The organism is Cerasibacillus sp. JNUCC 74 (assembly GCF_053667775.1).
In genome coordinates this window covers 4180993-4204492 of sequence record NZ_CM132207.1, presented here as the reverse complement: position 1 = coordinate 4204492, position 23500 = coordinate 4180993, and the positions used below count along the sequence as shown (strand labels likewise).

Annotated in this window: 26 protein-coding genes and 1 pseudogene; 15 read left to right on the top strand and 12 right to left on the bottom strand. The window is 33.6% G+C overall.

Going from position 1 to position 23500, the window contains the following annotated elements; genetic code table 11:
• The first annotated feature begins 3 nt into the window (after positions 1–3).
• Entirely contained in the window at positions 4–621 is a 618-nt protein-coding gene (locus JNUCC74_RS18530) for a CadD family cadmium resistance transporter (protein WP_216883985.1), read from the top strand.
• 267 nt (positions 622–888) lie between these two features.
• Here the strand turns inward: JNUCC74_RS18530 and JNUCC74_RS18525 are convergent, their stop codons facing one another.
• Together JNUCC74_RS18525 and JNUCC74_RS18520 are read right to left on the bottom strand one after the other, a co-directional pair.
• Positions 889–1011: a hypothetical protein gene (locus tag JNUCC74_RS18525; RefSeq protein ID WP_276516078.1), complete on the bottom strand. Its 123-nt coding sequence runs from the start codon at positions 1009–1011 to the stop codon at positions 889–891.
• Between the two features lie 19 nt (positions 1012–1030).
• A complete protein-coding gene (locus tag JNUCC74_RS18520) occupies positions 1031–1270 on the bottom strand; it encodes a hypothetical protein (RefSeq protein ID WP_040036846.1) in 240 nt (79 codons plus the stop codon).
• A 457-nt stretch (positions 1271–1727) separates the two neighbouring features.
• Between JNUCC74_RS18520 and JNUCC74_RS18515 the strand changes: the two genes are divergently transcribed.
• Both JNUCC74_RS18515 and JNUCC74_RS18510 read left to right on the top strand, forming a co-directional pair.
• Positions 1728–1913, top strand: coding sequence for a hypothetical protein (locus tag JNUCC74_RS18515; protein ID WP_146937149.1), 186 nt, complete (start codon positions 1728–1730; stop codon positions 1911–1913).
• Complete coding sequence (locus JNUCC74_RS18510; RefSeq protein ID WP_052725892.1) at positions 1913–2170, top strand: hypothetical protein; 258 nt, start codon at positions 1913–1915, stop codon at positions 2168–2170. The genes JNUCC74_RS18515 and JNUCC74_RS18510 overlap by 1 nt, the downstream gene beginning before the upstream one ends.
• Before the next feature lie 146 nt (positions 2171–2316).
• Here JNUCC74_RS18510 and JNUCC74_RS18505 read toward each other — a convergent pair whose 3' ends face one another.
• The 7 genes from JNUCC74_RS18505 to JNUCC74_RS18475 form a co-directional block, all read right to left on the bottom strand.
• Positions 2317–2844 (bottom strand): CueP family metal-binding protein, encoded by a 528-nt coding sequence (locus tag JNUCC74_RS18505; protein ID WP_040037828.1) that lies wholly within the window; start codon positions 2842–2844, stop codon positions 2317–2319.
• Between the two features lie 156 nt (positions 2845–3000).
• On the bottom strand, positions 3001–3705 hold the full coding sequence (locus JNUCC74_RS18500) for a cytochrome c biogenesis CcdA family protein (RefSeq protein ID WP_040037827.1): 705 nt from the start codon (positions 3703–3705) through the stop codon (positions 3001–3003).
• 33 nt (positions 3706–3738) lie between these two features.
• On the bottom strand, positions 3739–4314 hold the full coding sequence (gene resA, locus JNUCC74_RS18495) for a thiol-disulfide oxidoreductase ResA (protein WP_040047918.1): 576 nt from the start codon (positions 4312–4314) through the stop codon (positions 3739–3741).
• A 196-nt stretch (positions 4315–4510) separates the two neighbouring features.
• On the bottom strand, positions 4511–6673 hold the full coding sequence (locus JNUCC74_RS18490; protein ID WP_454066428.1) for a copper-translocating P-type ATPase: 2163 nt from the start codon (positions 6671–6673) through the stop codon (positions 4511–4513).
• A 187-nt stretch (positions 6674–6860) separates the two neighbouring features.
• Positions 6861–7541, bottom strand: coding sequence for a response regulator transcription factor (locus tag JNUCC74_RS18485; RefSeq protein WP_454066427.1), 681 nt, complete (start codon positions 7539–7541; stop codon positions 6861–6863).
• On the bottom strand, positions 7534–8922 hold the full coding sequence (locus JNUCC74_RS18480; RefSeq protein WP_454066426.1) for a sensor histidine kinase: 1389 nt from the start codon (positions 8920–8922) through the stop codon (positions 7534–7536). The genes JNUCC74_RS18485 and JNUCC74_RS18480 overlap by 8 nt, the downstream gene beginning before the upstream one ends.
• A gap of 12 nt (positions 8923–8934) precedes the next feature.
• Positions 8935–9660 (bottom strand): cytochrome c biogenesis CcdA family protein, encoded by a 726-nt coding sequence (locus tag JNUCC74_RS18475; protein ID WP_454066425.1) that lies wholly within the window; start codon positions 9658–9660, stop codon positions 8935–8937.
• A gap of 312 nt (positions 9661–9972) precedes the next feature.
• On the opposite strand from JNUCC74_RS18475, the gene JNUCC74_RS18470 reads away from it, so the two are divergent.
• From JNUCC74_RS18470 to JNUCC74_RS18450, 5 genes and pseudogenes are all read left to right on the top strand, one after another.
• Positions 9973–10224, top strand: a complete 252-nt coding sequence (locus tag JNUCC74_RS18470; protein ID WP_046128617.1) for a metal-sensing transcriptional repressor — start codon at positions 9973–9975, stop codon at positions 10222–10224.
• A gap of 13 nt (positions 10225–10237) precedes the next feature.
• On the top strand, positions 10238–12622 hold the full coding sequence (locus JNUCC74_RS18465; protein WP_188383797.1) for a heavy metal translocating P-type ATPase: 2385 nt from the start codon (positions 10238–10240) through the stop codon (positions 12620–12622).
• A 29-nt stretch (positions 12623–12651) separates the two neighbouring features.
• Positions 12652–12861, top strand: a complete 210-nt coding sequence (copZ, locus tag JNUCC74_RS18460; protein WP_062351118.1) for a copper chaperone CopZ — start codon at positions 12652–12654, stop codon at positions 12859–12861.
• Between the two features lie 349 nt (positions 12862–13210).
• Positions 13211–13852 carry a YdhK family protein gene (locus tag JNUCC74_RS18455; protein ID WP_062351120.1) on the top strand — a complete coding sequence of 214 codons (642 nt, stop codon included), beginning with the start codon at positions 13211–13213 and terminating at the stop codon, positions 13850–13852.
• Positions 13853–14111: 259 nt separating this feature from the next.
• A pseudogene (locus JNUCC74_RS18450) lies at positions 14112–14475 on the top strand (P-type ATPase); the annotation flags it as partial.
• Between the two features lie 166 nt (positions 14476–14641).
• On the opposite strand, the gene JNUCC74_RS18445 reads toward JNUCC74_RS18450, so the two are convergent.
• Positions 14642–15595, bottom strand: coding sequence for an arsenic resistance protein (locus JNUCC74_RS18445; RefSeq protein ID WP_040037801.1), 954 nt, complete (start codon positions 15593–15595; stop codon positions 14642–14644).
• A gap of 296 nt (positions 15596–15891) precedes the next feature.
• Here JNUCC74_RS18445 and JNUCC74_RS18440 point away from each other — a divergent pair, with 296 nt between their 5' ends.
• The 7 genes from JNUCC74_RS18440 (at position 15892) to JNUCC74_RS18410 (ending at position 21093) form a co-directional block, all read left to right on the top strand.
• Positions 15892–16236, top strand: a complete 345-nt coding sequence (locus tag JNUCC74_RS18440) for an ArsR/SmtB family transcription factor (protein WP_087941717.1) — start codon at positions 15892–15894, stop codon at positions 16234–16236.
• A gap of 15 nt (positions 16237–16251) precedes the next feature.
• Positions 16252–17550: an arsenic transporter gene (locus tag JNUCC74_RS18435; protein WP_040037802.1), complete on the top strand. Its 1299-nt coding sequence runs from the start codon at positions 16252–16254 to the stop codon at positions 17548–17550.
• Between the two features lie 15 nt (positions 17551–17565).
• Positions 17566–17985, top strand: a complete 420-nt coding sequence (gene arsC, locus JNUCC74_RS18430; RefSeq protein WP_188383796.1) for an arsenate reductase (thioredoxin) — start codon at positions 17566–17568, stop codon at positions 17983–17985.
• Positions 17986–18074: 89 nt separating this feature from the next.
• Positions 18075–18308, top strand: a complete 234-nt coding sequence (locus JNUCC74_RS18425; RefSeq protein WP_438819050.1) for an arsenic metallochaperone ArsD family protein — start codon at positions 18075–18077, stop codon at positions 18306–18308.
• A 209-nt stretch (positions 18309–18517) separates the two neighbouring features.
• Positions 18518–18910: an Hg(II)-responsive transcriptional regulator gene (gene merR / locus JNUCC74_RS18420; RefSeq protein ID WP_040037804.1), complete on the top strand. Its 393-nt coding sequence runs from the start codon at positions 18518–18520 to the stop codon at positions 18908–18910.
• A gap of 24 nt (positions 18911–18934) precedes the next feature.
• On the top strand, positions 18935–20575 hold the full coding sequence (gene merA, locus JNUCC74_RS18415) for a mercury(II) reductase (RefSeq protein WP_040037805.1): 1641 nt from the start codon (positions 18935–18937) through the stop codon (positions 20573–20575).
• A 209-nt stretch (positions 20576–20784) separates the two neighbouring features.
• The gene (locus tag JNUCC74_RS18410) at positions 20785–21093 is read left to right on the top strand and encodes a nucleotidyltransferase family protein (RefSeq protein ID WP_062351127.1); all 309 of its coding nucleotides are present in this window, start codon (positions 20785–20787) and stop codon (positions 21091–21093) included.
• A 100-nt stretch (positions 21094–21193) separates the two neighbouring features.
• Here JNUCC74_RS18410 and JNUCC74_RS18405 read toward each other — a convergent pair whose 3' ends face one another.
• Positions 21194–22690 carry a recombinase family protein gene (locus JNUCC74_RS18405; RefSeq protein ID WP_100332656.1) on the bottom strand — a complete coding sequence of 499 codons (1497 nt, stop codon included), beginning with the start codon at positions 22688–22690 and terminating at the stop codon, positions 21194–21196.
• A 426-nt stretch (positions 22691–23116) separates the two neighbouring features.
• Positions 23117–23374 (bottom strand): hypothetical protein, encoded by a 258-nt coding sequence (locus JNUCC74_RS18400; protein WP_100332655.1) that lies wholly within the window; start codon positions 23372–23374, stop codon positions 23117–23119.
• Positions 23375–23500: the final 126 nt, after the last annotated feature.

Genomic DNA, 23500 nt, shown 5'->3' with positions numbered 1-23500 from the left:
AAAATGATTACAACGGCACTTACATCAGCTGCAGTTTATGTAGCAACAGGAATTGATTATCTTATTATATTGACCCTCTTGTTTTCGCAAATAAAAAAAGGTCAAGCAAAACATATATGGATAGGACAATACATAGGTACAGCAATTATTATAGCAGCAAGTCTTTTAGTCGCTCTAGGTATTACATGGTTAATTCCTCAGCAATGGGTTTTAGGTCTTCTTGGGCTTATACCGCTTTATCTGGGGATTAAGATTTGGATTAAGGGTGAGGAGGATGAAGATGGAGGCAATATTTTAACTTTATTTTCATCTAATCGTTTTAATCAATTATATTTAACGGTTATATTTATTGTGCTGTCCTCCAGTGCAGATGACTTCTCTATTTATATACCATATTTCACAGCATTAAATGCGGTTGAAATCCTTATTGCTAGTATTGTCTTTTTCATTATGGTTGGGGTTCTATGTTATGTCAGCTATCGCTTAGCTTCTTTGGATTTTGTATCAGAAAAAATTGAGAAATATGAACGTTGGATTGTCCCTATTGTATTTATAGGGCTAGGGATTTATATCATGTTTGAGAATGGTACATTCAACGCTTTATTTTCATTCCTAATTTAACAAATGGGGCAAATTTTAATCCTAGAAATCAATCATCTTAAAAATACCGAGAATGCTGCTGGCATTTTTAGTTAGCATGATAATGTTGTTCTGAATGAATTATTTCTGGATAAACAAAAATGTATTTACTTTGCATAGCGAACCGTCACCCTTATTTTGATTTAGCAGATCAAAGGGTGGCGGCTTCTTTATTATTATCTAAATGGTCAATTAGTTGTCGTCCAACTAAGGGGACATTTACCACTTAAAAGGGATTGTAAGTTACTATTAATTTTTATGATTATTTTTCAATGCTAATTTGGTGGCATAATACACAACAATACCGATGGATGCAAGGTTAAGTATCCATCCCAGTAACCCATGAACCTTCATACTCATCATCCCAACCATACGGGAACACCTCTTTAAACTATAAATCATGCATCGTATCACGGAATTCAGTATTGTTTTGCATCATACCATTTTCGCCATGACAGTTGTTGAACATTTCTTCCTGCTGTTCTGGTGATAAATTAGGATGCATTTCTTCAATATGTGGTTTCATCTCCTCAAAGTTTAAGATTCCACTTCCATTTGATTCGGCCGCAACAAATGAAGCACTTCCTAATAGTACGGCTCCGGTTAAAATACCTATTAATAATTTTTTCATTTATTACATCTCCTTTCTTAAATAAATCATACCTAAAAATTATCGAGATTTTATGGAGAACATTTAGAAGTTGTGATTTTAAATTTAACAGGATAATAGGAAGCTAATCTAACTTAAAGTATAATATTTCATCTGAAATATTTACCCGATCTAAAAATGACCTAAAACTGATCATGGTGTTTGTTCTGCTAATTAGGAACTAGGCTTGGCTAACTAAATCAAACCTTCTATATACTGTTTCATAAGGTTAATCCTTCTACCCTATAGGGGTATATCATATTGCAATCCAACAGTGAATACAATAAAAGTGGACATACATACTATGATTGGAGTTGTAATAATGTCAATTTCTTTACTTTTTATACTTTTGTTGTGTACCACCCAAGTTGTAACAACCATAATATATGTGACGAATCACCGAAAATGGCTAACAAAAATGAACGGGATGTTGATTTCTATGTCATTAGGGATGTCGGTGGGGATTTTAATAGGAACCATTCTAGGAGTGGCTTTTCATGGTGATTTGTTTCAATCAACAGTTTACTCTATATTAATTGGAGTGGTTGTTGGGTTTCTTGCAGGAATACCTATTGGTCTACCTGCTGTCATTGACGGAATACTATCTGGACTAATGGGGGAATGATGGGAGCAATGCTAGGAGACATGGTAGCTATGACAAGGCCAAATGCAATCATCAATATAATGGCTTTGATGATAACAATGATTTTATTACTTGTTTTATATACAGCAGAAGAATCAATTCGTAAACAAGCTAACCAAGAAACCTTTTCCTTTTTTAAACATCCATTCTTATTGATTTTTACCATTGCAATATTATTTCTGATATTAAGTTATATTGATCCACTTGATTTTAATATTCAATATTTAATTAGACATTAAATAGTAAATTAAGAAAACAGAACCGAGTGGCTTATCTTTGATAAGACTCGGTTCTGTTAGAAATATTATTATAAAAGTTTATATCCATTTTCCTATTTGCTTTAAATGATTATATTTTGTGTTAAAAGGATTTGTGAGGAACCAGACTAAATTAACTGCATTGTTGTTATGCAAGTATTGTCCCCTTCAAATGTAGAAATCTCAGATTCAGCTGTTTTTCCATCATATTGAATCTTCACGTTATATGTTTTGTCACGTGGTAACCAAAAATCAATAAATCCATTTTTTAATGAAGTCATGGTTTCATCAACAACAACATTGCCTTCTTCGTCTTCAATATAAACATCAAATTCCTTTTCTACTAATTCTCCTTGGCAACCAGTTAAGCTATGATTAGTACAAGGGTGTGTTGTCTCAACAAATGGTGCGATGGAAACAAAGAACTCGTCTTCGGGAAGATTGTAGGTAGTCTCTTTATTATCACTATCAGTTACAATAAGCTCGTCAGAAGTAATAGAAGCAGACACATCATCAGTATCCCCGATGCTGTATTCTTGGACCACTTTCTTGATATCTTGTGGTTCGTTTTCGTTTGATGTACTTTCACTTTCGCTACAAGCAGCAACTATTAAAATAAGTAATAATCCAATTACTGCCAATAATCCTTTTTTCATATTATTCGACTCCTCTTTCATCTAATTAGTTAAATGCTATTATCAATTACTATGTTAAACGATTTTCTACATTATAACAAAATCTATAAAACGTATTATAATACTCAAATGTGCATTATTTGTGCAAATGTAATAGAGAAATTATGGAAAGTATATTTAAAATCCATAAAAACCAAACCAACCAGCCAAAAATGAAGTTAATTTAGTCATCCAGTCAAAGAACAGTGCTACACCCATAAAGATCATAACGTATCCGCCTATTTTAACTAATTTAAGGCTATGTTTTCTAATCCACTTTAATTTACCAATAAAGAATGCCAATAAAAGAAACGGAATAGAGAAGCCTAAAACATAGCTAATCATCATAATCATACCAACATCGGGGTTGGTTGCAGCTAATGATAACACAATAGCTAATATTGGACCGGTACAAGGAGTCCATCCAAGAGAGAATGCCATTCCTATTATAAAAGAACCAACATAACCTCCGGGGCGATTTTTGAATGTTATTTTTTTGTCCTTCATTAGAAATTTAAAATTAAATACTCCAACAATTACTAGTCCAAAGAAAATAATTAAAATAGCACCAATTTGTCTAATGGCATCTTGGTAGGTTAATAGGAATTCCGATATATAAGAGGTGGTAAAACCAATCATAATAAAAATGCTTGAGAACCCTAGTAAAAATAGAACGGTATGTAAAAGAGCTTTTTTATTCATTTTTTTATTTTCTTCATTTATCTCACTTACGCTCATTCCGGTAATATAAGATAAAAATGCCGGATATAGTGGTAATACACACGGTGAAATAAAAGAAAGGAAACCAGCACCAAAAGCTAGAAATATATTTATTTCATTCAAAAATTTTATCCCCCTTTATTAGAAAATCGTAGTCTATTGTTTTGGTAATATTTCTTTAAAGTAACTCTCCAAACTTTCTAATGATAAGGCCCCATTTACAATCCTTTGAATTTCCCCATCCGGATTAATGAATATGGAACTTGGAATTGGTCCTATTTTGTATAAATCCCTGACTTCTCCTGTTTTATCATGGGGAATTGGAAAGGTTAGATCATATTTATCAATAAATCGATCTACAACCAATTCTGTATTATCCAAACTAACTGCAATGATTTCAATTCCTTTTTCTTTATATACGGGATAAAGCTCTTGCATGTAAGGCATTTCTTCTTCACACGGTTTACACCAAGTACCCCAAAAGTTCAGCATAATACCTTGCCCTTTAAAATCACTTAGTCGTATAGTTTCTAATTCATTATTTTTATTAATTTGCTTTAATTCAAAGTCAGGTGCTTCATCTCCGACTTGATAAATGGTTTTATCCGCTTGTATATTGGACACTAATGCAAATATAATAGCTCCAACCATTACAATTAATATAGAAGTTCTAAAAATTAATCTGTTTTTCCTTTTATTTTTCTTCTTCTTTTTTGTTTCCTCCAAACTCATAAGTATGTATCACTCCTTATAGAAATATAGTATAACGGTGGTATTATCTAAAGACACTCTCTGTTAGATTACGTTACAAGTTTGCAGAAATTAAGCAGATTCTTTGTACTATTTATGAACAGAAATTTACCTACAGAAAAATAAAAGGCTAAGCAATACCATACATGCTTAGCCAAACATAAACTATTTGTTTCTATTAATCGATTTTTAATAATTGAGCGTTTATTGCACAAATAATGGTACTGAGTGACATAACTGCGGCTCCGACGGCAGGGGTTATGACAAACCCAACATTGTACAATACACCTGCAGCTAAAGGAATAGCAACAATGTTATACCCAGCAGCCCATCCTAAATTTTGAACCATTTTCCTGCGACTTGCCTTAGACAATTTAATGATATTTAAAATGTCTACTGGATTACTGTTAACTAGTATGACATCAGCTGTTTCAATCGCAACGTCTGTACCTGCACCAATAGCAATTCCCAAATCAGCTTCCGCTAAGGCGGGGGCATCATTAATTCCATCTCCAATCATCGCCACTTTTTTTCCATTTTGTTTTAAATACTTCACATTATTTGATTTCTCATGGGGAAGTACTTCAGCGATGACTTTGGAAATACCTAATTTTTCTCCTACATAATTTGCTACACGTGTGTTGTCACCAGTCATCATAACCGTCTCTATGCCACGGTCATTTAATTCTTTAATAACTTTATAAGAAGATTCACGGATGATATCAGCTAGGGCTATCATTCCTTGTAAGACATTATCTTTAAGAACAAATACGACTGTTTTCCCTTGTAAAGCCAGTTGGTCATAAATTTTTTCATCAAAAGAAATTTTATTTGCTTTCATAGCACCGGGACTAATAACAGCAATTTCTGCATCACCGATTTTAGCTACTAACCCTTTCCCAGTTAAATTCTGATAATCCTTTACATCAAGGGGTTTTAAATTACGATCATTTCCTTCTTTCACAATTCCTTTAGCAATTGGATGGTCTGATTGTGTTTCAACAGAATAAGCTAATTTCAATAATTCTTCTTCACTAATTCCCTCACTTGGATGGATATCTGTAACACCAAAATTACCTTCCGTAAGTGTTCCTGTTTTGTCAAACACCACGCGATCCAATTTAAATGCACTTTCAAATGCTACTCTATTTCGAATTAACAAGCCGTTTTTAGCTGCAATGGAAGTAGATCTAGATGTTACTAGTGGTGTTGCCAAACCAAGTGCATGTGGACAAGCAATAATTAAAACGGTAACCATTCGTTCCAAAGCAAAATCTAAATCCCCGTTAGTCCACCAAACTGCAAAGGTTATAATCCCTACTACAAGAGCAACATAGAATAACCATTTAGCAGCAATATCCGCAAAGCCTTGGGCCTTTGATTTCGATTTTTCTGCATCGCTTACCAATTTAATAACTTGGGATAGGTAGGTGTCATTTCCTGTTTTACTTACCTTAACTTTTAATACACCATCACCATTGACGGAACCACCTATCGCTTCCATTCCGGGTCCTTTTTCAACAGGGACAGATTCTCCTGTAAGCATAGACTCATCGACGGTAGATTCTCCTTCGTAAATTTCACCATCAATTGGAATCTTTTCACCCGATTTAACTAAAATCAGGTCACCCGGTTGTAAATCTTCGACTGTTACCTCAACAATATTTCCGGATTTGTCCAGTTTATGGGCTTCTTTTGGCATTAACTTGATTAGCTCTTCCAGTGCCTTTGAAGCACCCATCAGGGATTTCATTTCTATCCAATGTCCTAACAACATAATTACAATAAGAGTAGCTAGTTCAAAGAAGAAGTCGCTGCCTTCGATAAAGAATGCTGTCAGTGTGCTATATACATAAGCGGCGATGATAGCTAAAGAAATTAACATCATCATTGCAGGCGATTTCTCTTTTAACTCATCCCATGCACCAAGTAAAAATGGTTTTCCACCATAGAAAAAGACAATCGTGGAAAGCAAGAAAAGTAAGAGGGTATCACCTGTGAAATTTACTTCATATCCAATCAGCATTTGAATCATTGGAGATAAGTATAAAATAGGAATTGATAAAACTAGGGATATCCAAAAACGTTTCTTAAAATCTTCTACCATATGTTCGTGATGTCCGCCGTGTCCACCATGATGCCCACTATGTCCATGACTGTGGTCGTGATTTTTGTGTTCTTCATGTCCATGTTTGTGATGACCATGCATATCTTCATGTTCATGATTATGATGTTGATGACTGTGATGTTTTTGTTCCTCATGTTGATTATGATTATGATGGTCATGTTCTTTATGCTTATTGTGGTTGTGTTGATTCTCTTCATTTCCTTTGTTATTCATTATTACTCCTCCTTTGGTATGGATATTTAGATGAATTTCCTATTATTTTCTGTATTATTCATCCTTCTATCCATACTATATCATACTATACCCCTGTACAGTATTAATTAGGCTATGATTTTATGTAAAAGATTTGTGTCAAAACAAAAGGTCTTCTTTTATAATTGTATTAAAGACCTTTTTATACCTATAATGAAGGCTTGTTTACCCATTTATATCCAATACCCCAAACAGTTATTAAATAATCATCTATGGGAAATCCAGATTGACGAATTTTATCTCGCATGTTCCGTACATGCGAATCAACTGTTCTTCCTTCTGTGTGCGAATCGTATCCCCAAATTAATTCAATTAATTGTTCTCTAGTATACACTTGGTTTGGTTTTCTCATAAAATAACCTAGCATGGTAAATTCCTTTGGCGTTAACTTTAATGTATTATTTTTATATGATAACTCAAACTCATCCTCATTCCATAAGAGACCATTTACTTCAATCTTCCTCGCAGGTTTCATTCTACGTAATACCGCTTCTATTCTTGCTAATAGCTCATCTTCGTCAAAGGGTTTCGTCACATAATCATCTGCACCTAATTTTAACCCTTTTATAATATCCTCTTTCTGTTCACGAGCAGATACCATAATGATAGGGATGTCCGAATCTTTTCTAATCTCTTGGCATAATTCCCAGCCGTTCATTTCAGGCATCATAATATCTATAAGTACTATGTCAAAAGTTTCTTCTTTTAAAAAAGATAATGCTTCTTTAGCACTAATAGCTTTTTTACATATAAAACTATGTGGTCTCAAATATAATGCTAATAAATCTAACATTCGTTTTTCATCATCTACTAATAGAGCTTTAACCATAATATTCACCTCTTGTTAAATGAACAATAACCCTTGTACCCTTACCAAGTTCACTTTCGATTTCAATCGTACCTCCATGAGATTCTATAATTTCTTTTGCAATAGCTAATCCTAATCCCGTTCCACCACTTTCTCTGGAACGCGATTTTTCTACACGGTATAACCGTTCAAATAGATAAGGTAATTCCTCTTTTGGAATTCCTTCCCCTTCATCTGAAATAGTTATAGTAATTTCTCTATCATTCTGGGTTACCTCTAATGATATAGACTTTCCATCGGGTGTATGTTTTCTCGCATTATCCAGTATATTTAATAAAACCTGTTGGATTCTATCGGGATCAATATTATCTATGATATTTCCTTGGCATGAAGTAAAAAGTGTAATATTTTTTTCTTCCATTACTGGAGCAATTCGGTCTTCAATCGTTTGGATTAGTTGTCTTAAACTAACACTTTTTCGATTAATTACAAACTTATTTTCATCCATTTTAGCTAGGTCAAATAAATTCTTAACCAGAACTGTCAAATGCTCCGTTTCTTCCCGTATGATATCGAGATATTCTTTTCTTTCTTCGTCCGTTATGTCTTGTTTACTGATGATATCCGCATACCCTTTTATGTAGGTTAATGGCGTTCTAAGTTCGTGAGAGATACTTGCCAAAAATTCATTTCTGTCATTTTTTAATCGTTCTAGATCACTAGATAACCTCATGATAGAACCGGCTAATTCACCTAGTTCATCTTTTCGTTCCATATGTAATTGCACCTTATTATTCCCCTTGCTTAGTTGTTCTGTGGCTTCTTTCATTTTCATTAATGGTAACGTAATAAAACGAGAAAGAATAAAAACGGTAAAGATGGTTAGAACAATGGTGATTAGTCCAACTATGACAAATTGATCACTCAAATGATTAACCATATTTTTTACAATATTGGTATTAGCAAACATAAAGACATGCCCTTGATGTTCCTCATCAATAGTAATGGGGCTATCAACCGCTATATATTGTTTTTCCGACCAACGTTGTTCTACTACTTTTCCTACACTAGGTATATCCTTGTAATCCGTATGATCAATTACTTCAAACATTTCCTTTTCAACAGGATCGGAATTAATGATGATGTTACCATTGGCATCGGTAATAATAACAGCAAATTCCGATTCTGACTCCATGATAGCAACATGCTCCAACGTTGATGAATCAAAATTATTTTCCAATACAGCACTATGTGTATTGGCACGAGCTAATAAACTATCCATCACTTCATCAATACGTTCATTTGCTATATTTGTATATAGAATAAAATAAACAAAAACCTCGATAATTAACATGAAAACAAAGAATAATAGTCCAATTTTTAAGGATAATTTATTAAACATAATTGACCTCTTTTACCAGTAAGTTAAAGTATCCAGAATACCTATAACAAGAATGATAACTCCTGCAAGTTTTTGTACAAGTGACCCTATTTTTCTGCTTCTCTTTAATATAATGCCACTTGCCCCAAAATACCAAATAAGAAAAATAATTAATAAAAGTGGAAGTGAGGTTCCAATTCCAAATACGGAAGGTAATACAAATCCATATGATGTTTCTAATACAACTGGCATTAAGGTTAGTATAAATAATACAAACATAGTAGGGCAAAATGCTAACGTAAAACTCGCACCCATTAAAAAGCTTCCTAGATAACTATCTTTAAATTTAGTGGGTATTTTAAACATTTTTCCTGTTTTTCTCCAGCTAAATAAACCTATCATAAATAAACCAACCAGTATAAGTAATGGCCCAATTGCTTTTCTTAGAATTGGGAACATTTGTGTTAAAGTACTGTGTATTTCCTTTCCAAGTAACCAGATTACTAAACCAATTATTGAAAAAACAACTATTTTACCTAAAACAAATAGAAATATGTGTAACCAAGGAACTTTTTCGACTAATGATCTGTTCCCATAAATAGTCATTGCACTGATATTGCCTGTTAGCTGACAAGGAGCAACAGCGCCAATTAACCCAAGAAAAAATGCAAATAACAGCGGTATGTGTTCATATCCATATGCAATTTGTTGAAGTGGCCCATTTAGCATAATGCCTATTTCATTAAAAAGTTCGAACATATCAATTCACTCGCTTTGACTTTAATAGTTTTCTCCACTAAATAACATATAAAAAATATGTCCATTTTTTGTGCAGATTTCAGCAAAAATTAATCAAAGGTAATAATGAAGAAAGAGAATCTCAAAATATTAATAGAAAGTGCGTTTTAATGTGATTGTTAAATAATAGGGGAAATATAACAAAATATAAAGTTTATCCATTGACAATAATACTATACGGGGGTATCGTAAATATATAAAGATAAGGAAGTGATTCATTTGGAGGAAAAATTCTTACATGATCATCCGAGTAAACCAAGAACAAAAGATGAAATGCAAAAAATAATTAATCGTTTAAAACGAATTGAGGGTCAAGTTCGTGGAATACAGAAAATGGTGGAAGATGATCGTTATTGTGTAGATATTTTAGTACAAATAAGTGCCATTCAATCGGCATTAAAAAATGTAGGATTTTCTATCACGGAACGACATATTAAACATTGTGTTAGTGATGCTATCAAACAAGGTGAAGGTAAGGAAACCATTGAAGAATTATTGAATGTCATGAAGCAGTTTTCTAAGTAAGGAGGGAATTGTTATGAGTGAAACAAATCATACTACACTTGGTGTAACAGGGATGACCTGTGCAGCTTGTTCTAATCGTGTTGAAAAGGTTTTGAATAAAATGGATGGGGTCAAGGCCCAAGTTAATTTAACAACAGAAAAGGCAACGATAGATTATGATCCAGAAAAAACCTCTATTGAGGATATATCGGAAAAAATAGAGAATGTTGGTTACGGTGTTCTAACGGAGAAAACAGAACTAGATGTCTTTCGGATGACTTGTGCAGCTTGCTCTAACCGTATTGAAAAGGTATTAAATAAACAAGAAGGAGTGAAACTTGCAACTGTAAACTTAACGACAGAAAGTGCGGCTATTGAATATAATCCCGGAATCGTTGATGTAAAAGACCTAATTGATAAAATTAAAAATATTGGTTATGATGCAAAACCAAAGGCAAAAGCCGAAGACAAACAAACATATAAAGAAAAAGAATTAAAAAATATGAAGAAGAAATTAATTATTTCTGCTGTCCTATCTGCACCATTATTATTAACGATGCTTGTTCATTTATTAGGAATGAGTATACCAGATATATTCATGAATCCTTGGTTCCAATTTGCTTTAGCAACACCCGTTCAATTTATCATCGGATGGCAATTTTATGAAGGAGCATATAAGAACCTACGTAATGGTGGAGCAAACATGGATGTACTTGTTGCATTAGGTACAAGTGCGGCTTATTTCTTTAGCTTATACGAAGCATTCAAGACTATTGGCAATCCAGAATATATGCCACATCTATACTTTGAAACGAGTGCCGTTTTGATTACGTTAATTTTGTTTGGTAAATATTTAGAAACGAGAGCCAAAAGTCAAACAACAAATGCTTTATCAAAATTGCTTAATTTACAAGCAAAAGAAGCTCGTGTAATTAGAGATGGTAAAGAATTAATGATTCCTGTAGAAGAAGTTGTCGTTGGGGATCACTTAATTGTCAAGCCGGGAGAAAAGATACCTGTTGATGGTATGGTTGTAAAAGGAAGAACATCGGTTGATGAATCCATGCTTACAGGAGAATCAATTCCAATTGAAAAGGATTCAGGAGCAAAATTAATTGGATCTACTATTAATAAAAATGGCTCCATTGAAATGGAAGCAACAAAAGTAGGCAAAGATACGGCCCTTGCATCTATTGTCAAGGTCGTGGAGGAAGCCCAAGGTTCAAAGGCTCCAATTCAACGATTAGCAGATGTTATTTCAGGTTATTTCGTTCCGATAGTGGTCGGTATTGCTATCCTTACTTTTATTATATGGATTACTTTAGTACAACCGGGTCATTTAGAACCTGCTTTGGTTGCAGCAATTGCTGTACTTGTTATTGCCTGTCCATGTGCTTTAGGACTTGCAACACCAACATCAATTATGGTTGGAACAGGAAAAGCAGCAGAAAGTGGAATTTTATTTAAAGGTGGAGAACATCTGGAAGGGACACATAAATTAGAAGCAATTGTGCTTGATAAGACTGGTACAATCACAAAAGGAAAGCCGGAAGTAACAGATTTTTCAGGTGACGAAGAAACATTACAATTATTGGCTAGTGCAGAAAAAGGATCCGAACATCCACTTGCAGAAGCTATTGTGGCATACGCTACAGAGAATAGCATCGACTTCTTGGATGTAGATCATTTCTCAGCGATACCCGGTCATGGTATTGAAGCAACAATTTCTGGAAAAAACATTCTTGTTGGTAATAGAAAGTTAATGAATGATCATCAAATTGATACAACAGGTTATGAAGAAAAATTAATAAATTATGAAACAGATGGTAAGACAGCGATGTTGATTGCTATTGATGGTGAGTACCGGGGAACAGTTGCTGTTGCAGATACTATAAAAGAAACGGCTCCAGAAGCTATTAAGCAATTGAAAGATTTAGGAATAGAAGTGTTTATGCTAACAGGTGATAATGAACGAACAGCCAAAGCAATAGCAAAACAAGTTGGAATTGATCAGGTAATCGCTGAAGTATTACCTGAAGAAAAAGCAGCTAAAGTAAAAGAGATCCAAGAACAAGGTAAGAAAGTTGCAATGGTTGGAGATGGTGTGAATGATGCACCTGCACTTGTTATAGCGGATATTGGTATTGCCATTGGGACTGGTACAGAAGTGGCTATTGAAGCTGCTGACGTAACGATTCTTGGCGGTGAGCTATTGCTTATACCGAAGGCAATTAAAATCAGTCATGCAACCATTCGAAATATCCGTCAAAATCTATTCTGGGCTTTCGGCTACAATACGGCTGGAATACCAGTTGCGGCTATTGGATTACTTGCGCCTTGGATTGCTGGTGCAGCAATGGCATTAAGTTCTGTAAGTGTAGTTACTAACTCACTCCGTCTAAAACGAGTGAAGTTATAAAAACATCCTTTAAAGGAGGTGAAAACAGTATGGAAAATAAATCAATAGATGTACAAGGTATGACTTGTGGTCATTGCAAAATGTCAGTTGAAGGTGCATTGAAAAAATTAGATGGTGTATCCTCTGCTGAAGTTAATTTAGAAGCTGGCAAAGTAGATGTTACTTTTGATGAATCGAAAGTAAATGTTGATGCCATGAAAGAAGCTATTGAAGAACAAGGCTACGATGTGGGAGCTTAATAAAATATTGTAAAAAGCTGATTTTCAATTTGGAAAATCAGCTTTTTTCATGCAACATGAATAAAATGGTCTAGTACTTAACACACGATAATTGCCTATTAGGTTAAAGCTACTTGAATAACTAAATTTTCAAAGTGTAGGTTGTGTTCTAAATGAAAATATCGATATTCAGGTAAAATATAGCATATAAAGAGCATTTTGATAATGTTTGTTATCAAAATTAGGATAAATTGTGAATGGTTTATCTTAGAATCAAAATGATTCATAGTATCTAAAAATCTGCATATAATCTGCAAGTTTGATGGTTAGAATATACGCAAGCGCAATTCAATTAGGAGGGAATGTTTGAATGAAAAGTAGAAAATTTTTAATAGGGATATTAACTATATTCACAGTGCTTTTCTTATCTGCATGTACAGGTGCAAATGAAGAAGAAAATACAGAAACCGAATCAGGTACTGAAGAAAATATGGACATGAAATCCAATAATAATGAAATGGATATGGAAGAATCTGATACCAACGAAGATATGGAAGGCATGGATCATTCTGGTATGAACCATTCTAGCACTGGCGAAGTCCCAGAAGGCTTACAAAAATCGGATAACCCAACTTATGAGGTTGGCAGCCAAGCTATAATTGAATCTGATCATATGCCGGGAATGAAAGGTGCAGAGGCAACAATCGTTGGAGCATATGATACCACGGTATATACTGTTTCCTACACGCCTACAACCAGTGGGGAACCGGTAGAAAATCACAAATGGGTCATCCACGAGGAGATTGAAGGAGCCGGGGAAGAACCATTTGAACCGGGTACTGAGGTGACCTTAAATACGGATCATATGGAAGGAATGAACGGGGCTGATGCAGTTATTGATTCTGCCGAAGAAACAACGGTATATATGGTTGATTTTGTAACAACTGATACAGGAGATGAAGTAAAAAACCACAAGTGGGTAACGGAAAGTGAATTGTCATCAGTAGAATAATTATTAAATTAGGGACTTATCCAAATCGGGTAGGTTCTTTTTTAGTAGTTGAATTGGGAGAGGTACTTGCTATTATTTACATATATATAGGTAAGTTGTATAACTCTATCTGACACAATAAACATTCGTTGCTACTACTATGGAATAATCACCAAGATTAATGCACTTCTGAAATTTTAATGAAAAGGGAAGGAGAACTACAAAGTTGACCTAGAAGGAGAGAGTAGAGAATAAAAGAAAGAATACAAAAAGAATTTAAGTAACAGAGCTAGTTAGAAATACAACAAACTCCAAAATTATTCACCTTGTAGAAGAAACACAAGATGAACGCACACCATCTCAAGCGTTTGTAGATAAATTTGCAAAATATTATACACTTATTATTATTTGGTGGGAGCTGGGGAACTTGGGCTTATCAAGGGCAAGCTGTTCTTGTCGTTGGTTGTCCTTGTGCATTAGTTATTTCAATTGTTTCAGCAATTGGAAATGCAGCTAAAAAAGGTGTGCTTATCAAAGGCGGAATTTATCTAGGAGAAATGGGTGCCTTAAAAGCGATTGCTTTTGACAAAACTGGTGCATTAACAAAAGGGATTCCTGTTGTAACAGATTTTAATGTGTTGAACAGTTAATGGTACATTCAACGACTTATTTTCACTTCTTTAAAATATATCCGATAATTAAAGGGAGAATCTTTAAAGAAGATGTAAACCAATTTATTTAATATGGAGACACAGGATAGAATAGAAAGAACGCATCATAAGCTAAAATTTGATGTGTTCTTTTTTTCTCTTATGTGGTCTTACCTTTAGAGATAAACAATAAAATCTGAGTGATAATAGCAAGTATAGGTAATTCCAATAATGGACCTATAACTAATGTTAAAGCAATTAAAGGTTGATCCGGAAATGCTGTCATAGCAATTGCTAAAGCTATAGGTGAATTTCTAGCTAAAGTGGTCATATTCAAACTGACTTTATCAGATTGCGAGAATTTCAGAAGCTGCCCAATTTTCCGGCCAACGATAAAGTTTATTACAAAATATAGAAGAATAGGGATTGTTAACTTCCACAATAAATTTAGGTTATCAAGTAGTAATTGTCCTTGAGAAGCAAACATTGCAACGATTGCAAGGCTTAGAGAAATAATTGGTAGCGCACTTAATTTCGATAATAGATTTTTAGCGAACTGTTGTTTACTTTTCAATAATGCTTTTGTTAAGACTGATAAAGCTAATGGGATGAATAATACAATCAGTATACTTTCAACCAAAAAGGAAAGTTCAATAAATCCTGTAGTTCCACCGAAAATTAGAAGATAAACGGGTAGTAAGAAAACCTGTAATAGTAAATTTAAAGGCAAAATAGCAGTTGATAAAGCAACATTTCCCTTTGCTAAACCTGTAAAGATTATGTACCAATCAGTACAAGGAGTAACCATTAACATGATAAAACCAATATATAATGCAGGGTTATCACCTAAAAATAGTAAAGCTAATAGCCACGCTAAAAGAGGTGTCCAAAGAAAATTCATGATGACTGTAGTAGATGTGAACTTTAAGTTTTTAAAAGACTTTCTTATTTCTTCAAAAGGAATTTGTAAGAAGGTAATATAAAGCATTGATATTAATAACGGTACAATAAAACTCTCTGCACTCGTTCTTATTGGTTCTAATTGTCCTAGACTTATGCCTATGATTACTGCTAAGAAAATAATAAATGTATACATCTTTTCGAATAAACCCATTTCATAATCACCCCAACGACAAGATAACTGTTATTCACGCCATTTTACCACAGAGTAACGACTTTAAGTTTTTTAGTAACTGAGAAATATTATTGGTTTGTAACTTTAATACATAAAGTAAAATAGACATCAATAATTATACATGCATTATTGCTAAACGTGCTTTATGTATTATTGATACAGGTTGTTGAATAAAACATCATTTTAAATGTCACATTTTAATGAAATATTTTATTGTATATATAAGCAAATAGTTATATACTAATGTTGTAATGAAATTATAAGGAGGAGATGATGTGCTGCAAACAACCATTGAAATGGAAAAGGCTGCAGTTATTTTAAAATTATTGGGTGATAAAACAAGATTAACGATTATGAAATTAATTGATAATCAAGCTTGTTGTGTCTGTGAATTTGTTGAAATATTTCAAGTCAGTCAGCCATCGATTAGTCAGCATTTACGTAAGTTGAAAGACTTAGGATTGGTTAAGGAAGAAAGAAAAGGGCAATGGATATTTTACTCCGTAGATAAGGAAAATGAATATTATTCATTTATTAAACCTATTCTTGATCAATTACCTAATCAAGATTACAAATTAAAAGAACTTGAAGAAAATGGTACACGAATTTCTTGTTGTTAAATTGGAGGTATTATTTTGTCTACAACGCTTATACTCGCAATATTAATTTTTATTGCAACCCTAGTACTAGTAATATGGCAGCCAAAGGGCTTAAACATTGGCTGGTCCGCAATGGGTGGAGCTGTAATTGCCTTATTAGTAGGGGTAGTAGGATTCAGTGATGTTCTTGAAGTAATTGACATCACATGGAATGCAACGCTATCCTTTGTCGCAATTATCCTTATTTCTTTAATACTAGATGAGATTGGATTATTCGAATGGGCAGCACTGCACATGGCACGGGTAGCAAAAGGTCATGGAATAAAAATGTTTGTTTACATTAGTATTTTAGGTGCAGTTGTTGCAGCATTATTTGCGAATGACGGAGCGGCACTTATCCTAACACCGATTGTTCTTGCAATGGTGCGAAATTTGAATTTTAAAGAAAAAATGATATTCCCTTTCATTATGGCAAGTGGATTTATTGCGGATACAACTTCATTACCATTTATTGTAAGTAACTTAGTAAATATCGTTTCTGCAGACTTCTTTGGCATTGGATTTGTTGAATATGCTTCGCGGATGATTATTCCGAACTTATTTTCACTAATTGCAACCATTTCGGTATTACTAATCTACTTTAGAAAAAGTATCCCTAAGAATTATGATTTATCGAAACTTAGGGAACCGAAAGAAGCAATAAACGATATAAAGATGTTTCGCCTTTCTTGGTATGTTCTCGGATTATTAGTAATTGGCTATTTTAGTAGCGAATTCATAAATTTACCAGTATCTATTATTGCTGGGGCCATAGCTATATTCTTTATCATAATGGCCAGACGTAGTGCCGCTGTTAATACGAAAAAAGTTATTAAAGGCGCTCCGTGGAATATCGTTATTTTTTCAATTGGAATGTATGTCGTCGTATATGGATTGGGAAATGCCGGGCTGACCTCTGCGCTCGCAAGTGTTCTTCAAACTGTGGCTGAACAAGGATTATTCGTTGCTACAGTTGGAATGGGTTTTATAGCTGCTTTCCTGTCATCGATTATGAATAATATGCCAACCGTAATGATTGATGCATTAGCCATTGCTGAAACGAATACTTCTGGTGTATTAAGAGAAGCGCTTGTTTATGCTAACGTAGTTGGTTCGGATTTAGGACCAAAAATTACGCCAATTGGTTCACTAGCAACCTTAGTGTGGCTCCATGTACTTTCCCAAAAAGGAATTAAAATTTCATGGGGAACCTATTTTAAAACCGGGATTGTTTTAACTATCCCAATACTTTTTATTACTTTAGTAGGTCTTTATCTAACACTTCTACTATTTTAAAAAGGAGAATGAATTATGGCTAAAAAAACAATTTATTTCTTATGTACAGGGAACTCATGCCGTAGTCAAATGGCAGAGGGATGGGCGAAAAAATATCTCGGAGATGAATGGGAAGTTAGAAGTGCAGGGATTGAGGCACATGGACTAAACCCAAATGCGGTAAAAGCAATGAATGAAGTTAAAATTGACATTTCTAACCAAAAATCAGAGAAAATTGACGTAGAATTTTTGAATACCGCAACATTGGCGGTAACGTTATGTGGAGATGCCAAAGACCGCTGTCCAGTGACACCACCTCACGTAAAACGTGAACATTGGGGCTTTGACGATCCAGCCAAAGCAGAAGGTACGGAAGAAGAAGTTTGGAAAGTGTTTCAGCGCGTTCGGGATGAAATAGGAGAACGGATTAAGCGATTTGCTGAAACAGGTGAATAATAGGGAATGATGAGGCATGTTGATACGCAAGCCTTATCTTTTCGGTTTCTATATAAGTATATAACTATACATCAATAAAGAAGTTGTTCATGATGAAAAAGGTAGAAATGTTTGACCCAGCAAAATGTTGTTCTACAGGTGTTTGTGGACCGAGTGTCGATCCAGATTTAACTAGAGTTGCATCAGCTGTTTATTCCCTTGAACAAAAGGGTGTTACTGGTAATGCGGCTCAGAATGTATTAATTAATATGAGTTTTAAAGAGGTATTTAACCTGTCTGGTGGGAATAAGAATTATCAGAGTTTTAAAAAGGGAAAACAATAATCATAAAACGACTGATAAGTGAAATAAAAGGTAGGGAGAACTTCCAACCTTTTTAAATTTATCTTAACCATTTACTAGTGGGGGCAATTTTATAATAAAAAACCACTTTTCATTGAAGGAGAATACTTTAGTAGGGAAATTTTAATAATATATATCTACTTGACCATGTACTGTAGTACATGGTTTATAATTTTATTGAGGTGAAAATAGTGATTTATCGCATTGGTGAGTTTGCAGATAAATGTGGAGTTAACAAAGAGACGATTAGATATTACGAACGAAAAAATTTACTAAAGGAACCTTCCCGAACAAAAACTGGTTATCGTTTATATTCAGATTATGACGTTAAGCGTGTAGGATTCATCAAGCGAATACAAGAGCTTGGTTTTTCTTTAGGTGAAATCTACAAGTTACTTGGAGTTGTAGATAAAGATGAAGTCCGTTGCCAAGATATGTTTGAATTTGTTTCTAGAAAACAAGAGGAAGTTCAAAAGCAAATAGAGGATTTAAAACGAATTGAAACTATGTTAGGTGACTTGAAACAACGATGTCCTGATGAAAAGCAATTACATGCGTGTCCAATAATAGAAACTTTAACATGAGAGATTAATGAAAGGAGCTTTATTATGAATAAATATAAGGTAAATATTGAAGGAATGACTTGTACAGGCTGTGAAAAACACGTAGAGTCAGCACTTGAAAGTATAGGTGCTAAAAATACTGAAGCAAATTTCCGTCGCGGTGAAGTAGTATTTGAATTGCCTAATGGTATAGAGGTTGAAAGTGCAAAAAGGGCAATTAACGAAGCAAATTATCAAACTGGAGAAATTGAAGAGTTACTACAACAAGAAAATGTGGTGTTAGGTACTAAAGGTAATTATGATCTTCTTATTATTGGTTCTGGTGGTGCAGCTTTTTCTGCTGCAATTAAAGCTATTGAATACGGTGCAAAAGTTGGAATGATTGAGCGTGGAACGATTGGAGGGACCTGTGTGAATATTGGCTGTGTTCCATCCAAGACCCTTCTTAGAGCAGGGGAAATCAATCATTTAGCTAAGATAAATCCGTTTATAGGTTTACAAACATCTGCTGGAGAAGTGGAATTGGCTCCTTTAATCAAGCAAAAGAACGAATTAGTGAGTGAACTTCGGAATCAAAAATATGTCGATTTAATAGACGAATATGGATTTGATTTAATTGAGGGAGAAGCAAGCTTTGTTGATGAAAATACAATTGAGGTAAATGGAACAAAACTTTCTGCAAAACGCTTTTTAATTGCAACAGGGGCCTCTCCTTCTATCCCATCGATTTCTGGACTTAATAAAGTTGATTATTTAACAAGTACAACGCTATTTGAATTAAAGAAAGTTCCAAAACGTTTAACGGTGATAGGTTCAGGATATATTGGGATTGAGCTTGGGCAACTCTTCCATCATTTAGGTTCAGAAGTAACACTTATACAAAGAAGTGAGCGATTATTAAAAGAGTATGACCCGGAAATTTCTGAAACAGTAGAAAAAATGTTAATCGAACAGGGTATACACCTTATCAAAGGAGCAACATATGAGTGTGTCGAACAAGATGGGGAGATAAAAAAGGTTTATCTAACTGTAAACAGTAAGAAAAAAGTCGTTGAATCAGAGCAGTTACTTATTGCAACAGGAAGAAAACCAAATACGGATTCTTTAAATTTACGTGCTGCAGGTGTTGATGTTGGAAAACAAAAGGAAATACTGATAAATGAATTTGCTCAAACAAGTAATGAAAAGATTTATGCAGCAGGAGATGTGACATTAGGACCGCAATTTGTGTATGTAGCAGCCTATGAAGGTGGAGTTGTTGCAGATAATGCAGATGGTGGATTAAATAAAAAAATAGATTTATCCGTTGTTCCAAGCGTTATATTTACAAATCCATCGATTGCAACAGTTGGTTTAACGGAAGAACAAGCAAAAGAAAAAGGCTATGAAGTAAAAACATCAGTATTACCGTTAGATGCAGTCCCAAGAGCGATAGTAAATAGGGAAACAACAGGTGTATTTAAACTTGTAGCTGATGCAAAAACGTTAAAAGTATTAGGGGTTCATATCGTAGCTGAAAATGCAGGAGATGTGATTTATGCAGCGACATTAGCCGTTAAATTTGGCTTAACCGTAGAGGATTTAAAAGAAAGCTTTGCTCCATATTTAACATCGGCAGAGGGAATAAAATTAGCTGCCCTTACATTTGATAAGGATGTATCAAAATTATCTTGTTGTGCAGGATAAAGCTCCTTATTTATAGGAGCTTTAATTAATACACTTAAACTATCTCACCCTTTACAGGAATAACAGCAATTTAATAGTAATTTGGCTGGTTGCGGTTCAGTAGAATGTGTAATTAATGGTAGAGTATTATTAGGACTTATATCATTTGTTAATGGGTTCGGAATTATAACGAAAATAAAAAACCAATGTCGGAAAATGGTGATGATAATATGTTATCGAAACAAGCAATCCTTGATGAATTATCAAAAAACCTAAATACTTGGAGAGATAAACACGGTGTTAAGCGAGTTGGTTTGTTTGGTTCTTACAGCCGCGATGAACAAAAAGAATCCAGTGATATTGATGTAATAGTAGAATTTAACGACTCGGATTTATCTTTTGATAATTACATGGACTTAAAAATAAGCCTAGAAGATCACTTTCAGAAGCCGATAGATTTAGTCATATTAAATGATATTAAACCTGCTTTAAAGTCAGAGTTTCTATTGACTACTACATTTGTAGAAGAGGGAAAATAATAAGATTATAATTTTAGCAGTCTATTTGCTAGAAAATAGACTGCTAATTGAGCTTCCTACTAAAAATTGTTCAAATCTACAGTAAAATGCCAGCAAGTTGTCAAACAAGTTCATTATTTATCTCTTTAAATAACTTCTGATCAAACTCGTAGACTATTTTTTTGATGGTTCGATCTTTAGGCTTTTCTCCAGTATTTACTTGAATTTCTTTGATAAGCAACCGAAGTAATTCTTTCTTATCAAAGTCGTCTAATAAGTTAAAAAATGAATTAAAATCATTAGCAATGCGGTTAATTACTGGTAATAAGTCATTGTTATTCTTTAATTCTATCTGATTTGTTAGTAGTATTTTAAATTCCTTATGTTCACTTTCTTGATTCTGAACTCTTTTCATTTCATCACTAAGTGTATCAATGTCGATTATTTTCTTCGTATAAAGTTGTATGAGATCCTGCTTCTCTCTTTTTAGTTCTCTTAAATTTTTTTCTAGTAATTTAAGTTCCTCTTCAATTGGTTCAAGTTCACTTTTTAGGTTATCCATAACAACTGTTTGTAATGGTACAGAGAGGTTTAAATCGTTAAGGTAATTCATAACCTGTGATAAAACCTCTTGCTCTGCATACTCCTTTTTTACAAGATTCGACTTACATGCTTTAGAGCCACTGTTTTTAAAACGGCTACACACGTAATATTTGTATTTTTTGTTTGCATTTCCTTGTACCATCGCTCCTCCGCAAGTAGGACATTTTAATAGACCTGATAACGGAAAAGAGCCGTTGTGTTTTTTTTCTTGGGTATAACTACGTAGTGATAAAAGCTTTTGGGTTTTTTCCCAAAGCTCTTCACTAATAATAGGATAATGATTCCCTTTTTTATATTTACCTTTCCATTTAACATAACCATTGTAGATTTTATTATTGAGAATAGTTCTAACAGCAGTAATAGACCAATAATTATCCTTTTTGGTTTTGATACCTTGCATATTTAAACTACTAGCTATTTTTCGATAACCCCACATTTTGTTAGAGTAACAATCAAAAATGTATTTCACTACTCTTGCTTCATCTTCGTTAATAACTAATTTCTTATTTACTAAATTATATCCAAATACCCTTCCACCGTTGAAGTCTCCATTTTCAAAGGTTTTTTCCATACCTAGTGATGTACGAAAAGCGATTAGATCTTTTTCGACTTCTGCAATAATACCTAATATCTGATAAATAAGCTTTGAGTTAGGATCGTTTGTGTCGATATTATCAGCTATTGAAATTAGGTTCTTGTTAGCCTTTTTTAAACGGTTAAAGATATATTGAGAATCTAAAGAATTGCGTGATATGCGGTCTTGTTTAAATACGATGACGGAATCAATATTATTCTCCTCTTGGAAAACATTATAAAACATCTCTTTAAACTCAGGTCTATTTGAAAAACTCTCCCCGGATGCTGGTTCCTCTACATATGTTTTTACAAGAATAATATTATTTTCCTTACAATACTTTTCTATTGCTTCAATTTGTTGTTCAATAGATGTGTTATCTAGTTGTTTATTTGTGCTAATACGAACATAGGCGTATGCTCTTGTATATTTAGTTATCATCTTTCATCCTCCAATTCAGTAATAAAAGTATCCGAGTATTTAATCATTAAGTCTGTTAGGAAGTTTAGAAAGTCATAGCCTTTTATTTTTGTTAACTCTTTATTTGTTGCGAGTTTAAGTTTGTAATGCTTATCAAAATCTAAAATTTCGTTTTTTATCATAATGAATGAACTCTCCCCTTATCTATTTGTGGATTAAACACACAAATAACAGCCGGCTAGTCATTTGCTGAAATATGATAACCGCGAAAAAATGATATTTTAAGAGGAAATAAAAACTTTTTTTTTGCAACTTGAAATTTTATATCGATCATTTAGAGTAGCTATATCATTTACAGTTTTTAATTACACAAAAAAGCTTGAGGTATGTTCAAACTCCTCAAGCTTTGAATAATTGTAGTATTTTGGTCTTTAATTAATATTCCTGTTACGGAAGATCAGGAAATAATACTGTTCCCTCTTCGGTAAAAAAGAGATGGGGTTTTTTATATCCAAGAAAGTGGACATAAAGTGATTTTCCTTCATAAAGATTATCTATATTGGTTACTAAGTTACAATATGGTATGAAACCTAATTTACCATCTTTCGAATAGGTATATACCTCTATTCCTTTGTCTAAGAACTTACGTATTCTTACCTTTGTTGTCTGGTGGATAAAAAAGCCCGTTCTATCAAATGCTCTCACTAATAAAATCTCCTTTTATATTCTTTTCATATATACTTCTATATTTTGGGCATTTCTGCAGTATTATGTAAAGAAAAATTTTTGTTATTTCCATTTCTATACCATTTGTCCCATAACTCATGAAAT